Source organism: Peterkaempfera podocarpi (assembly GCF_042466665.1).
GTDB classification, from domain to species: domain Bacteria; phylum Actinomycetota; class Actinomycetes; order Streptomycetales; family Streptomycetaceae; genus Peterkaempfera; species Peterkaempfera podocarpi.
The window spans coordinates 174,066-188,056 of the sequence record NZ_CP162102.1 but is presented as its reverse complement, the minus strand read 5'-3'; the positions used below and the strand labels follow the sequence as shown (position 1 = coordinate 188,056).

General features: G+C 70.8%; 9 protein-coding genes. 4 read left to right on the top strand and 5 right to left on the bottom strand.

Annotated elements, in window-relative coordinates; all coding sequences use genetic code 11:
* Nucleotides 1-469: 469 nt before the first annotated feature.
* The gene (locus AB0761_RS00810) at nucleotides 470-2,452 is read left to right on the top strand and encodes a hypothetical protein (protein ID WP_377266873.1); all 1,983 of its coding nucleotides are present in this window, start codon (nucleotides 470-472) and stop codon (nucleotides 2,450-2,452) included.
* A 283-nt stretch (nucleotides 2,453-2,735) separates the two neighbouring features.
* Here the strand turns inward: AB0761_RS00810 and AB0761_RS00805 are convergent, their stop codons facing one another.
* A complete protein-coding gene (locus AB0761_RS00805; RefSeq protein ID WP_377266872.1) occupies nucleotides 2,736-3,116 on the bottom strand; it encodes an MmcQ/YjbR family DNA-binding protein in 381 nt (126 codons plus the stop codon).
* 200 nt (nucleotides 3,117-3,316) lie between these two features.
* On the opposite strand from AB0761_RS00805, the gene AB0761_RS00800 reads away from it, so the two are divergent.
* Nucleotides 3,317-3,451 (top strand): hypothetical protein, encoded by a 135-nt coding sequence (locus AB0761_RS00800; RefSeq protein ID WP_377266871.1) that lies wholly within the window; start codon nucleotides 3,317-3,319, stop codon nucleotides 3,449-3,451.
* Nucleotides 3,452-3,637: 186 nt separating this feature from the next.
* On the opposite strand, the gene AB0761_RS00795 is transcribed toward AB0761_RS00800, so the two are convergent.
* Nucleotides 3,638-4,309, bottom strand: a complete 672-nt coding sequence (locus tag AB0761_RS00795; RefSeq protein WP_377266870.1) for an MBL fold metallo-hydrolase — start codon at nucleotides 4,307-4,309, stop codon at nucleotides 3,638-3,640.
* Between the two features lie 435 nt (nucleotides 4,310-4,744).
* Nucleotides 4,745-5,398 (bottom strand): TetR family transcriptional regulator, encoded by a 654-nt coding sequence (locus AB0761_RS00790; RefSeq protein ID WP_377266869.1) that lies wholly within the window; start codon nucleotides 5,396-5,398, stop codon nucleotides 4,745-4,747.
* A gap of 81 nt (nucleotides 5,399-5,479) precedes the next feature.
* Between AB0761_RS00790 and AB0761_RS00785 the strand changes: the two genes are divergently transcribed.
* Complete coding sequence (locus tag AB0761_RS00785; RefSeq protein WP_377266868.1) at nucleotides 5,480-6,376, top strand: oxidoreductase; 897 nt, start codon at nucleotides 5,480-5,482, stop codon at nucleotides 6,374-6,376.
* 456 nt (nucleotides 6,377-6,832) lie between these two features.
* On the opposite strand, the gene lnt is transcribed toward AB0761_RS00785, so the two are convergent.
* Nucleotides 6,833-8,380 (bottom strand): apolipoprotein N-acyltransferase, encoded by a 1,548-nt coding sequence (gene lnt / locus AB0761_RS00780; RefSeq protein ID WP_377266867.1) that lies wholly within the window; start codon nucleotides 8,378-8,380, stop codon nucleotides 6,833-6,835.
* Nucleotides 8,381-9,129: 749 nt separating this feature from the next.
* Here lnt and AB0761_RS00775 point away from each other — a divergent pair.
* Entirely contained in the window at nucleotides 9,130-9,888 is a 759-nt protein-coding gene (locus AB0761_RS00775; RefSeq protein WP_377266866.1) for an SDR family oxidoreductase, read from the top strand.
* A 262-nt stretch (nucleotides 9,889-10,150) separates the two neighbouring features.
* Here AB0761_RS00775 and AB0761_RS00770 read toward each other — a convergent pair whose 3' ends face one another.
* The gene (locus tag AB0761_RS00770; protein WP_377273898.1) at nucleotides 10,151-13,366 is read right to left on the bottom strand and encodes a TIM-barrel domain-containing protein; all 3,216 of its coding nucleotides are present in this window, start codon (nucleotides 13,364-13,366) and stop codon (nucleotides 10,151-10,153) included.
* Nucleotides 13,367-13,991 lie beyond the last annotated feature (625 nt).

Sequence of the window (13,991 nt, the reverse complement as noted above, 5' to 3'; positions counted from 1 at the left end):
CCTCGCCGCAACGGTCGCCGACCAGCGGGCCGCAGCCGCCCGGTACGGCGCGCACGACACCCTCGCGGCCCGGAACATCCGGCATCAGCCGGTCACCGAGCTGCGCCGTACCCCGCCCACCCTTGCCCGCAACCCGCATGTCGATGTGCCCCGATTGCCCACAGCTGCATGGCCGGTCATGGTGGAAGAGACGGACGAGGCATATCCACACCCGACCCAGTGCTTCACTGCCGGTCCCGGCCTGTACCCGATGGTGCACGGCTGGTCCCGGTGCGATGGGAGTCTCATGCCTGCTGACGACACCGGCTCATTCCAGCGCCCTGGTCCCTCAGGGAGACCGCAGGCCCGCTTCGGAGGTCCGAGTGGACGCGCCCTCCCGAACGCCGGTACCACGGTGGTGCACGGCCACCCCCGGACCGAGGACGCCTCGGCCCGCGCAGGTGGTCCCTACGGTCCCGAACCGCCTCTGATGCACGGGTACTCGGCTCCGCAGATCAAAGCGTGGACGCCGGAGACCGACGGCAACGCCCGGTATCTGCGCTCTCGCGTACCGCTCGCCCCACGGATCGCCCCCTTCGAGCCCACGCAGTCCCGGCGCGGCCTGGATGCCCGCCCGCGGCTGGCGGTGCTCGCAGGCGACTATGTGCAACCCGGCTCCGAGGTCGAGGGCTACCCCTACGGCATCGGAGTTGACGCCTACGCGCTGCGGTTCTGGCAGTACGCCGACCTCTTCGCCTCCTGGCACGGACTGCCGCTGGAGGGCCACAGTCATGACCCCGACCCGCCGTACGGACTGATCAACCCGCCCAACCCGGGATACACCGACGCCGCGCACCGCAACGGTGTGCTGAGCCTGGGCTGCTGGTTCTGGCGCGAGGGCGACGACTTCTCCGCGGCCGTCGAGAAGACAGCTCAAGGCACCTTCCCGGTGGCCGACAAACTCATCGCCATGGCCGACTGGTTCGGTTTCGACGGGTACTTCATCAACCAGGAGGTGGGAGTCACCCGCGAGCAGGCGGCCCTGCTGATGCAGATGCTCACGTACATGATGCGCAGGGCCCCCAAGCCATTCCACCTCCAGTGGTACGACTCCCTGACGACGGACGGCGAGGTCGACTACCAGAACGCGCTCGACGATCAGAACGCCCCGTGGGTGGTCTCAGGCGGACAGCGGGTCAGCAGCAGCATCTTCCTCAACTACTGGTGGAATGCCACGCTGCTCCAGGAGTCGCACGACTATGCCGCGCAGTCCCTGAAGCTCGACCCCTTCGCGGTCGTCTACGCCGGCAGCGAGATCGGAAAGGATGAATTCGCCCAGGAGTACGACCCTGTCGCGATCTTCCCCACCAAGACCGCTCCCCGCACCAGCTGGGCGTTCCTCGGCTCCGAGATGGTCTGGACCACCGTTGAGGGCGACAAGAGCACCATCGCCAGGCAGGCTCGGGCCTACGCCCGCGAGCGGCAGCTGTGGTCGGGCCCGATGGAGGACCCCTCGCGCTCCGGACGTACGAAGCAGCCCGACCGGAACCACCCACTGGATCCGTCGGGTTGGGACGGCACGGCCCACAACATCGTGGAGAAGTCCCCGATCGGTGCGCTGCCCTTTGTGACCCGCTTCTGCACCGGCACCGGCGAGCGGTTCTTCATCGACGGCCAACAGGTCGGCGAGCAGCCGTGGTTCAACATCGGCATCCAGGACCTGCTGCCCACCTGGCAGTGGTGGGTACGTGACCTCGCCGGGGCCCCGAGCAACGCGATCCGGGTGGACTACGACCACACCCAGGCGTACGACGGCGGATCGTCGCTCAGGCTCAGCGGCGCGCTCGGCCCTGGGCAGTCCGCGTTCGTACGGCTCTACAAGACCGCCCTGAAGCTCACCGGCAGCACGGCGGTGGACCTGGTGCGGCGGATGCCACCGGCTCCCCCTGGTACCGCGAGCCCGACACTACGGGTCTGGCTGGCCTTCCAGGACGCCCCGGAGATGGAGTGGCTGACCGTCACCGGGACCACCGGCACCGGCTGGTCGCGCTGGTCGGCACCGCTGGCGCAGTGGGCCGGTCGCACGGTGGCAGCCGTGAGCGTCTCGCTGGCAGCCGGCCCCGACGGTGCCTCCAGCATCGCGATCAACCTCGGCGAGCTGCGGATCGGAGAGACCGGACGCGAACCCGCCCCGGCCACCCCGACCGGATTCACCGTCGACCGCGCGACGATCTCGGGCAACGCTGCGAGCGTCTATCTGAGCTGGAAGTTCGCGCCCGACGGGGTGGCACACTACGACATTCTGCGCCGCACGCCCGCCGGCAGGCAGTGGCTGGGCCGCACCTATGACGGCGCCTACTGCGTGCCCCTGCTGGCACGCGGTACGGACGGCGCGACGACCACCCTTGAGCTGGAGGCAGTGTCGGTGAGCGGGCGCCGCAGCCCGGCCGCTGCCACAACCCTGCGCTGGTAGGGCCCCTGCGCAGCCGCTGCCTGACCGGGCGCGCGGGGCCGGTCAGGCAGTCGGTGCAGCGGAAGAACTCAGGGTGGATCGTCCCAGTCGGGTGTGACACCGGGCTCCAGGTGCGGGGCAGCAGGGCCCGACGCCGTCGGGGTCAATGTCGGCACGTGTTGGTACTCCCCGGTCGACGGCCTGATGACGGGGAATGTGCCGGGGCGGACAGCTCACGCGGCGGCGACCGCGGGTCCGGGACCGGAATCAGAACACCCGTCACACCGGGGCTGCTCCGGCCGCCTCAGCGTTCGTCGGCCTTGCGTGTCCCCGGCCAGTCCAGCAGGAGCTGCTGGGCGCGCGGCAGCTTGGCGACGATCAGATCGTAGGAGTCCTCGAGCATCTCGCGGACCAGGTCGTCGGGCAACGATCCGTCGAGTCGCACCGTGTTCCAATGGCGCTTGTTGAGATGCCAGCCGGCGGTGATCTCCGGGTGGGCCGCACGCAGCCGCAGCGCAAGTTCGGGCTCGCACTTCAGGCTCACACTCAGCGGCTGGGCGTCCAGGGCGCTGATCGCGAAAATCTTCCCGCTGACCTTGAAGACAGAGGTCTCCGCATTGAAGGGGAAGGTTTCGGCCGTCCCGTTCAGTCCCAGACAGATGGCTTTGAGTGCGTCGGGCGTCATGTGGGCCAGTGTGCCGTGCAACACCGACGACGACCCGGCCGGGGCTCTGCGGACTCGGCCCTGCGTGCAGTGCGAGTCCGTGACGGCGTCCCATGCCCACGACCGCGGGTGACCACCGCCGACACGGAGTGGGATCCGCCGATGCCCCTGGAGACGGCGGGTGAGGTGTCGAGACCGCGCGGGTGCCAGGAGCCGTGTTCATGCGGGTCAGGACGCTCGTTTACTCGCCGCCCGTGGGCGAGGGCGGCCCGCCCACCGCCTGCGGGCACTTCCGCTTCCCCGGCGGGCAGCCCGTCCCGCAGGTCTACTCGCTGCGTGCGGCCAAGGTCGGGTAGGGGCGGCTGGGCCGAGGGTGGCGATGCCGGTCACGATCACTCGTTGACGGCGGCCACAAAGGCGGTCGCCTCGTGGCGGACCGTGAATGTGCAGGATGCGGCGGCTGCGACCCGGAGGGGTCCGGATGGGCGAGTCGGTCGCCTCGCCGCCGTGATCACATCGCCCGACCGATGAGCAGGCCGCTGTCACATCGTTGCGTCAGCCGCTTCCCGCAGGGCGGTCGCAGCGCCGTGCAGGATCGGCTCACCGTGACCGAAGAGCGCTGTCTCCGCCTTGAGCTCGGCCAGTCGGCGCAGCGACGCGATGGCGCGGGCCCGGTCGGTGTTGAAGACGCCGAGCATGGTCCGGCCGACGTTGGCGACCGCATCGCCGGTGAACAGCACTCCCCGCCCGGGCAGGTGGAGTGCGATCGACCCGTCGGTGTGCCCTGGCACCGCGACCACCGTCGCCCCGCCGCCGAAGTCCAGCACATCGCCGTCCTCCACCTCCCGGTCCACCACGCACGCCGGAACCGGCGGCAGGGCTGGAAGCGCCGCCCGGATGGGCACCTCGAAGTCCTCCAGTTCGGGTGGGGCGCCGACCACGTCCCCACGGATCACCGGCGCCTCCAGGTGGTGCGCCACCACCTCCGCCCCGTGCCGGTGGGCCAGTTCGGCGGCCGAACCTGCATGGTCCTCGTGCCAGTGGGTCAGTACGATCCGCCGCAGTTCGCCGTCCAGTACTTCCTCGATCGCCGCAGCACAGTCCGCCGTCCCGGTGTCGACCAGCGTCAGTTCGTTGCCGTCCCGCCACAGATAGGCCGCCGCTACCGGGAAGCGGAGCATCTGCAGTCCCGGCACCACCTCGATCACATCCATGGCTCCAGCCTGCGTGGTGGCCCGGGCGGCCGTGCGGTGGTTCGCTGACAGCTCAGCAGACCTGCGAGCGTGCTTGGACGGGGATGTCCAGCGAAGCCAGAGGTGCCGACGACGCAGCGGTCGCGGTGTTCCAGGCCGAGCCCGTTGCCCGCGTACTCATCTCAGCGGCCAGCCAGGTACGCGATTCCGGGATGGCGACCCAGTCGTCCCGAGGCACCCGCACGCTCGCGGTGGGGTGAGCCTGCGGGCGCCGACGGTCCCATCGTCACCTGGGGGAGGGGGTGCGGGGTGGGCATGTGCCAGGTCGGCCCGATGGTCGAGCGGTCAATGCTGCATGGCGAGCACCGCGAGGGCCCGCGCCGTGCCGCCCAGGAGCAGGTGGGGGAGCTGGGTGATGGCCGTGCGGGGTTGCGCTGTCCGGGTCGGTGGGGGGGTTCAGGCGTGCGCGCCGGTCGGTGCGGACGGGGTTCGGGGGGCGGTGATGCGGCGGACGGAATCCAGGAGGGCGGCGCGGTGCTCGGCGAGCCGCTGGGCGGACCGGGGCTCGGATCCGGAGACGGTGGTCAGGGCCAGGGGCGCGTCCAGCCAGCTCTCGGTGATCCGCAGGACGATCGCGAACAGGTCTATGGCGGGGAGGCTGTCGTCCAGGCGGCCCTCGCGCTGGGCTGCGGCCACGGCGTCGACCTTGGCCCGGTAGCTCTCGACCTCGGTCCCGCTCCAGTGGTCGTTGCGTTCGAAGCGCCGCCAGGCGGCCAACCGGGCCGTCTGCGGGTGGGCGAGCATGAAGTCGAAGCGGGCTGCCGCGTAGGAGACCAGGTCGCCGTCGGTGAGGGGGGTCTCCTCGGCGAGCTTGCCGATCTGGCGCTGCAGCACGGCCTCGAAGAGCTGGTCCTTGTCGCCGAAGTAGACGTACAGCAGCCGCTTGTTGGCTCCGGCTCGCTCCGCGATGCGATCGATCCGGGCGCCCGCCAGGCCGTGGTCCGCGAACTCCGCTGTCGCCGCGGACAGCAGCAGCTCCTTGGTGGCGGCGGAGTTCTTGGGGCGCGGGGCGCGTGGGGCCGCGCGTGGGGCCGTCTCGTGCGTAGCCATGAGGCCACCCTAGCCTGTGTAACTAACTTTTGACTTACTCGGGCAAGCATGCCTACGATGTATCTATCCAGTTAGATACTGATGGATGAAGAAAGCCCCGGAGGACACCCCGTGACCACCACCTCGAAGCTCCAGACCCTGACCCTCGCCGAGGACCTCACCATCACCCGCATGGGATACGGCGCCATGCAGCTCGCCGGTCCCGGCGTCCTCGGGCCGCCGAAGGACCGCGACCAGGCGATCGCCGTGCTGCGCGAGGCGGCCGACCTCGGCCTCACCCACATCGACACCAGCGACTTCTACGGCCCCGCCGTCGTCAATGAACTGATCAAGGAGGCCCTGCACCCCTACCCCGAAGGCCTCCACATCGTCACCAAGGTCGGTGCGCGCCGCGACGACAAGGGCGCCTGGATCCCCTCCCTCGACCCCGCGGACCTCAAGGCCCAGGTCCACGAGAACCTCCAGCACCTCGGCCTGGAGACCCTGGACGTGGTCAACCTCCGCACCGCCGCCCTCGAAGCCGGCAGCACCGACTCCATCGCCGAGCAGTTCGGCGCCCTGGCGGAGCTGCGCCGACAGGGCCTGATCCGCCACCTGGGCCTGAGCGGTGTCTCCGACGCGCAGCTGACCGAGGCCCAGGGCATCGCCCCCGTGGTCACCGTGCAGAACCTCTACAATCTGGCCAAGCGCACCGACGATGCCATGGTCGACCGCTGCGCGGCCGAGAACATCGCCTACGCCGCGTTCTTCCCGCTCGGCGGCTTCAGTCCGCTCCAGTCGCAGACCCTCGGAGACGTCGCCGAGCGCCTGGGCGCCACCCGCCAGCAGGTTGCCCTGGCATGGCTGCTCCAGCGCTCCCCGTCCATGGTCCTGATCCCCGGCACGTCCTCGCCGGCCCATCTGCGCGAGAACATCGCCGCCGCCGACCTGACCCTGCCCGCCGACGCGATCGCTGAACTCGACGCGATCGGCAAGTAGCCCATCATCCCTAACTCGCTCGGGGCAGGCCCGGCAGGCTTACCCCGCCGAGAGGGGAGCCGGCGAAGCCCGCCGGGACGCGCTGGTGCGATGACGACGACCGCCCCACCGCCCTTTGGTTCACCGCCTGGCAGCCGATCAGCCGATGGCCTCCCGTAGCGATCGGGGTCGTCCTGCGACCGCCGCAGACTGCTGTCCCTCGGTGTGATCCGTTCGCATCCCAGTCGCATGGGCTGTGACGCCCCAGGCCGTTGCCCTGCCCCTGTCCACCGTCGTGAACAGAGCCGGGGTCGCGGCCCTGGCGACCAGGGTCGGCAGGGAGGGCGGCGCCTCAGCCGTCAGGTGAACCCGGCTTCGCCGCTGGGGCTGCGCTGCCGTACTGCACCGTGGCCCGCGACGTTCAGCGGTCGGTCGTTGCCCTGCCCTCAACGCTGCGCCGTCCAGCTCCCCGAACGGTCAGCGGCCTCGAGCCCCTCTGCCGCGCCGCCCACCCACCAGCAGTGCGATGGGGACCAGAGCCAGGCAGACCACCGGGACGTAGTTCCCGAACCGCTGGTACGGGGTGCCGGCCGTGGACGGGTGCACCGTCACCACCAGCGTGCCGCGACGGTCGGGGTCCAGCCGGCCCAGCTGCCGCCCGCGTGCGTCATATGCGGCCGATTCGCCGCTGAGCACCGCCTGCACCACCGGCCGTGCGGTCTCAGCGGCCCGGACGGCCCCGAGCGAAGCCATCTGGACCGGAGCCCAGCTGCGCTGGAACGTGGACATCGACGTCTGGTAGACCAGCAGCCGCGCCCCGTTGTCCGCCTGGGTCCGAGCCATGTCGGGGAAGGTCGACTCGTACGAGACCAGTGGACCGATCGGCAGACCCGCACGGGTGCGCAGCACCACCGGACCCGGGCCGTGCTCGCGGTTGACCCCGGCCGCCTGGGTGACACCGGCCAGCCAGCCCAGCTGGGCACGGAAAGGGATGTACTCACCGAACGGGACCAGCCGCGTCTTGGTGTACTGCCCGATCACACCATGGGCGTCCAGCAGCACCGACACCTTGGCGATGCCGCCGTCCGCGCGGACCGCATCCACATTGACCAGCAGCGGTGCGCCGACCCGGGCGGAGAGGGCGATCAGCCGGTCCCGCACCTGCGGGTCGGTGGCCAGGTCCGAGCCCACACTGCTCTCACCCCACACCACCAGATCCAGCCCGCCGGGCCGGCCGGCCAGCCGCTCGGTGAGCGCGATCCCGGCTGTGAGCCGCGAGGCAGGGTTGGGGTACACACCGGGCTGGACGATCGCCACCCGCACCGCACCCTGCGACACCGGGTCGGGGTGCGCGGCGAACCAGGTCGGGCCGGCTGCCACCGCCACCACCCCGCCGGCCACCGCGACGGTCACCACCTGCGGCGCACGCGGCTGGGTGATCAGCAGTACCACGGCGGTGTTCCCCGCCACCAGGGCGAAGCCGACCAGCCACACCCCGCCGACCGCAGCCAGTCCCAGCGCCGCCGGATGCTGCCACTGACTCGCCCCCAGGACAGCCCAGGGCCCACCCAGCCACTGCCAGGACCGCACGGCCTCGATCAGCACCCACCCCGCCGGTACACCCGCCAGGGCGGCCACCGCCCCCGCTGGGCCCACCCGCCCGCGCAGCAGCGCCCGCACCAGCACGCCCCACGGCAGCCAGAGCAGTCCCAGCACGACCGCGGCGAGCGGGAAGAAGAAGGTGAGACTGGGCAGCAGCCAGTACTGGGTGGCCGCGAGGTACCCGGTGCCGCCCAGCCAACCGAGCAGTGCCGCCTCACCCGGGCCAGGGGCTGCCCGCAGCAGCAGCATCAGCGGCACCAGGACCACCCAGGCCGCCGGCCAGAGGCCCGGCATGGGGAAGACGAACACCGGCAGCCCCCCGCAGAGCAGTGCGGCCGTCCGGTAGGCGATGCGCCTGGCCCGGCTCCGACGCGGCGGGACAGCCGTCGACCCCACCCGGGGAGATGCAGGTCTGCTACGCACGACTCCATCGTGACGCCCTACGGCGGGCTCGCCATAGACCGCGGTATCGGCGACTTGCTGTACGAGTGACGGAGCGCGCGGGTTGTACGGGTGGGACTCGATCACGGTGCGGCTGCTACTTGTGTCCGATGGTGGCCGGCAGCCGAGGGCGGCGGTGCCCCGTCGTCCCCCGTAGTCATCGTCGCTGGGACGCGCATCACCCCATGGGCACCGCGCCAGGTCCGAGTGGGCTAACGGTCGCTGGCGCGGGGACCGACCGCCACGGCAGCCGACATCACCCCGTCGAGTGCAGTGGCTGAGTGAGCAGGCCCGGCTGCTGGTGTCAGGGGGAAGCCCATTCATCACGCAACACCGAGGTCCAGCTCGCCTGGCCAGCGACCACCGGCGCGGATGCCGTTGAGCCGGGTGGGTGAGAGACTGAAGCTCCGGAATCGGCGGTCTCCACCAGAGGACCTGGGGCTTGCCCTGGTCCCTCAGCCCGTCTGCGTCCCCGCAGTGACCGGTCTGGTCGCGTACCGGATCAGAACCGGCCACGACTTGTGAAGTGCCGTACTCCCCGGCCGACGTCGCTCTTCTGATTGGTCGACGAGCAGAACGTCTTCCTTCTCGAGGGCGGCAAACTGCGGTTGAGCGCCAGGGCGGCACCACACCAGGGAAACGAGCGCCCACGACATATGGAGGCGATCACGCGGGGCGGGTGTCGAGCGGAGGGATGTACGGAAACCGTGTGCTGAGGGTGGTGACCCCCTGTGAATGGGACCGAAGGAGGAGCCGGCGGAGCGCGCGGAGAGCTGGCCGGGCAGACGGTTGTGGTGGTGGGCGGCAGCGCGGGCATCGGTCTGGAGACCGCGCGGCAGGTGCGTGCGGCCGGCGGCGAGCTGGTGCTCGTGGCGCGGAACGCCGAACGCCTCAAGCAGGTTGCGGAGGAGCTGAATCCGCTGCGCACGGCCGCGTTCGACGCCCAGGACACCGAGCGCCTGGAACGCTTTCTCAAAGAGCTGCCCGGGCAGGTCGACCATGTGATGGTCACGGCGGGCGGCCCGCTGTACACGCCGCTCGACGAACTCGACCTGACCGAGGCGGGGCGGGACTTCGGCGGGCGTATCGCGACGATGCTGGCGGTGGCGCGGGCGAGCCGGAAGAAGGTCAGGGCCGGGGGAACGCTGCTGTTCGTCGGCGGCACCGGCGGGCGGCGGCCCGCTCCCGGGATGGCCGTGATGGGTGCCCTCACCGCGGCGCTGCCGGCGCTGACCGCCAACCTGGCACTGGAGGTCGCCCCGGTCAGGGTCAACCTGATCGCGGCCGGGTTCGTGGACACACCCCTGTCGGCCTCCCTTCTCGGTGACCAACTCGAGGCGCGCCGTGAGGAGCTGAGGAGGACGCTGCCTATTCGCCGGGTGGTCGGACCGGCGGATGTCGCCGCCCTCGCACTGCACCTCATGGCCAACGGCGCCCTCACCGGCGCCACATACGACATCGACGGCGGCCAGCAGCTCGTCGCACACTGACCGCCTGCCCGTCGCCCACCGGCCTGGGCACGGGCCGCTTGCCGAGAACCGAACCTGGACCGGCCGGACTGGTACGCGCCGTACACGGTGGGCGAGCACGCCGGGACGGAACCGCCCTGGTGAGCGGTCGGAGGTGCAGTTCACCGCCGTACCAGGACACTGCCGGCGGTGGCATACGGCACAGTGGCGGCCGCCGACGGAGGGCGCTCGGTGCGCGGGTCCGCCGACGGCCGCCGTTCGGGCCGGCCGTACCCTGCTGTCGTTACTGGTAGGTGACGGTGATCGGCCCGTGCACGGTGTGCCGGGGCAGGGTGATGGTGAGAGCCCCGGTCGAGCTGTCCCAGTGGTAGTCGCGCTGGGTCAACCGGACACCGGCGGCGCTGATCTGTGTGGGCGCGTGGGCCGTTCCCCGCAGGGACAGCGTCCACTGCCGGTTCTCCACCTGGCCGCGGAAGGAGCCCCGCGCCGGGCTGATCGAGACCGTGTGGCGCGTGCCGTCCTCCCGGTACTGGACCGTCGTGGTGGCGCTGTGGCCCCGCCGCCCGTCCTGGCTCGTGCTGGTCCCGTCGTCCTCGTACAACTGGTACGTCCCGGGGGCGCCGGTGGCGACGGTCAGGGTGACGTCGGTCAGCGGGCTCCTGTCGTCGGCGCTGACGTTGTTCGTCCGGGTGGGCATGATGCCGCCGGCCTTGATGAACACCGGCATCGTGTCCAGGCCGGTGGTGACGTCCTGGGTGGTGCCACCCTGGTAGGTCCTGCCGGTGAAGTAGTCCGTCCACTGGCCCGGCGGGAACCACACCGAGGTGGTCGCGGTCGTCCCCGGCGTCGTCACCGGGGCGACCAGGACGTCGGAGCCGTAGAAGTACTCGCTGTCGGCGGTGGCATAGGCCTGCGCCTGGTCCGGGTACTCCAGATAGGTCGGGCGTACGATCGGCACCCCGGTGCGGTTCGCCTCCTCGGCGAGTGAGTAGGTGTACGGCACCAGGTTCTCGCGGAGGTTCAGGAACGTGTCGGCGGACTGCCGTGCCTGCTCGCCGTACTGCCAGGGCAGCCGGTCACTGTGGTTGCTGTGCAGCCGGTCGATCGGTTGGAAGGCGCCGAACTGCACCCAGCGCGCATACAGGTCGTCGGGCAGCTTGTGCGTGGTGCGGGTCTGACCGCCGTCGGTGTAGGTCTCCGAACCGGTAAGCCCCGTCGTGTCGTTGTGGCCGCCGATGTCGTGGGTGATGGCTGCCATCCCGGTCGCGGCGGACTCACCCGGGGTGTAGCCGACCTCCAGTTTCAAGGTGCCCCAGGTGGACGAGGTGTCGCCGGTGAAGTGCACGGTGGAGCGCTTGTCCGCCCACGGGCCGGTCGGCAGCGCCTGCTGCCCGCTGTACCCGCCGGCCTGCAGCGAGCCGTACGCCCGCGAAAGGACGAACCCGCGCCCGAGGGTCTCGGCGGTGGCGGTGGCGTACTGCTGGTTGATCCACGCGTCCGGCGTCACGCCCGGAAGCGAGGACTGCGAGGCGTCGCAGCACCAGTCCAGCCACCAGAAGTCGTTGCCCTGCTGGTCCATGGTCCGGTGCAGGTCCAGGTACCCCTTGAGCTGGTCGGGGTCACCGAAGTCGAAGGTGTAGCAGTTGTCCTGGACCGAGGCGCTCGAGGCGCAGCCGCCCTTTGTCAGTTTCCCCTTGGCGGTGGCCTGTGCTTGGGCGAACTGTGGGTCGGAGGCGAGGATGCTCGGGTGCACATTGAGCGTGTTGTGCAGGCCCTGCGCGGCCGACCAGTCGAAGAATCCCTTGGGGTCGGGGAACCTGGCCGGGTCGAGCTCCCAGCCGCTCCAGTCGTTCACGGCCTTGAAGTCTGTATCCGTCACCAGCACGTCCAGCGGGACGCCCTCGGACCGGAACGCCGGCAGGACGGTGTCCTCGTAGTCGGCGGCGGTCCTGTCGATGTACTCGGAGTACCAGACGCCGTACGCCCAAGCGGGCAGGAGCGCGGGTGGGCCGGTGAGCGTGGCGAGGTCGGTGAGTCCCCGCTTGTAGTCGTGGCCGTAGCCGAACACATAGCCGTCCTGGTAGGCCTGTCCGCCGTGCGAGGGCCGCGCTGTGACCTTCTGCGACGCGGTGTCGTAGAGCGCCGACGGCGTGTCGTCCAGCAGGTACCAGCCGTCCTGGTTGAGCAGGCCGGGCGTGGTCACCGGGGCGTTGCCGTTGCCGGTCACACCGTCCAGGCCGCGGCGGTAGCCGCCGAGCGCGATGTGCGGCGGCGGCGCGGCGGCCGACGTCGCGGCCACGGAGACGGTGTCCAGGTTGACGTGGCAGCTCGCGGTGTCGGGGCAGCCCAGGGTGACGTCGTTCGCCCCCGCCCTCAGGGTCACGGGGACCGACGCCGTCTGCCAGTCGTCCCAGTCCTTCGTCGCCGGGAACGACAGCGTCCCGGTCGCGCCGCCCGCCGACACCGAGGCGGTACGCGTCTGGTGAAGGCCGTCCCCGCCCGCGCCATTGGCGTAGCGCAGCCGCAGGGTGTACGTGCCGTCGGCGGGCACGCCGATCAGGTGGGAGGTCAGGCTCGACCCCTGGTTCAACTCGGCGACGAAGCCGTTGCCCGCATAGCCCTTGTGGTCGGTGGCGCTGACCGCGGTGCCGCTGATCCGTCCGGACTCCGCCTCGCAGCTCGCGCCGAGCAGGCAGTCGGTGATGGCGGTGGTCGAGGCCGGCGGGTAGGCGTCACCGGGGCGCACCAGTGCCACGCTGTCGACGTTGACGTCGCCGCTGTCCGAGGCGGTCCGGGTCAGCGCGATGGTGTGGTGGCCCGCGTCGAGCGCCACGCTCGCGGTCGCGAGGTTCCAGGTGTCCCAGTTCGCCGTGGCGGGCAGGGTCACGGTCTGCTGCGCGCCGCCGTCCACGGAGAGGGTCAGCGTCCTGGTCCGGTTCTGGCCGTCCCCGCCGAGGGCGTTGGCGTAGCGTACGTCGAACTGGTAGGTCCCGGCGCTGGGGACGTCGATGTCAGCCGACACCGAGCTGCCGGTGCCCTCGAACCCGGCGGCGAAGCCGGTGCCGGTGTGGCCGACGTGGTCCGCTGCCACGGACAGTCCGTCGAGCCGGAGGTTCTCCGCCTCGCACAGGGCGTCGAGCCCGCAGGTCAGCCGCTGCCAGGGGGTGGCGGTCACCGGGGTGCCGCCGGCTGTCAGCTGGGCCGAGAGGTTCTGGGTGTCGAACGGGCCGGAGCCGACCCGGTAGCGCAGGGTCAGCGCGCTCGTCCTGATGGTCAGCCAGCCGCCAGTGACCTTGGCGGTGTAGGCGGTCGGCGCGAAGCCGTCGCGGCCGATCGCGTTGAAGGTCGGATCGTCGGTGAACTTCCCGTCGCCGGCGTACTCGGTGCGGATCAGCGTCGGCGAGAGGATCTCGAAGCGGGCATCCCCGGAGGAGACGGTGGGTATCCGGTGGCCGTGCGCATCCCCCGCGGACGCGGGGTCGGCGCTCACCAGCGTCATGGCGGCGAGGGCCAGAGCGGTAGCGGCGCCGACCTGGCGCCGGGTGGATTTGAGCCGTCGCCTCTTCGATGCGACTGTCATGTCAACTCCGTTCTCCCGTCGGCCGGATGGCTCGTCGTTGCCGTGCCGATGCGAACGTGCAGCGCGCCCTTCCAACGTTGGAAATTGCGCACGTGACATGACAGCATGCCCCCACGTCGATGTCCACAAGGGCCCAGTACAACGTTGTGCCGCGGGCAGCGTGTCCGTGCTGCGCTGCGCGGGGATCCGCCACCGGGAACGCACCCGGGGCACGACCGGCTTCGGCGTCGGCCATGCCTGCGGACAGTGCTGTCCACGCCCGTGCTGGTGCCCCGGCCCTGCCCGGCCTGAGTAGAGCCGACTACAGCCGCGTGGAGGCGTCTGGCCAGGGCACCAATGCGAGGTTTCCGCAGACAGCGTCTTCTTCGTACCAACCTCGACCGTTGAGCCAGGTCTCAAGCCACTCGGCGAGGCTGCCCGCGTCCAAGAACCACGCGCTGGACACGTCTTGGCCGCGAGGGCTCCTTCCGGCCTTTGATCGACAACTTCCGGGGGTGAGCCCCCGGAGGGAGCAGATTCGGCGCCCCCCGCCCCGCTGTCTGTG

Excerpts from the sequence above, each read along its gene's own strand:
- AB0761_RS00785 (WP_377266868.1), top strand. The coding sequence starts at position 5,480 with ATGGATGAAGAAAGCCCCGGAGGACACCCCGTGACCACCACCTCGAAG.
- AB0761_RS00810 (WP_377266873.1), top strand. The coding sequence starts at position 470 with ATGCACGGGTACTCGGCTCCGCAGATCAAAGCGTGGACGCCGGAGACC.
- AB0761_RS00770 (WP_377273898.1), bottom strand. The coding sequence starts at position 13,366 with ATGACGCTGGTGAGCGCCGACCCCGCGTCCGCGGGGGATGCGCACGGC.
- AB0761_RS00805 (WP_377266872.1), bottom strand. The coding sequence starts at position 3,116 with ATGACGCCCGACGCACTCAAAGCCATCTGTCTGGGACTGAACGGGACG.
- AB0761_RS00790 (WP_377266869.1), bottom strand. The coding sequence starts at position 5,398 with ATGGCTACGCACGAGACGGCCCCACGCGCGGCCCCACGCGCCCCGCGC.
- AB0761_RS00795 (WP_377266870.1), bottom strand. The coding sequence starts at position 4,309 with ATGGATGTGATCGAGGTGGTGCCGGGACTGCAGATGCTCCGCTTCCCG.
- AB0761_RS00800 (WP_377266871.1), top strand. The coding sequence starts at position 3,317 with ATGCGGGTCAGGACGCTCGTTTACTCGCCGCCCGTGGGCGAGGGCGGC.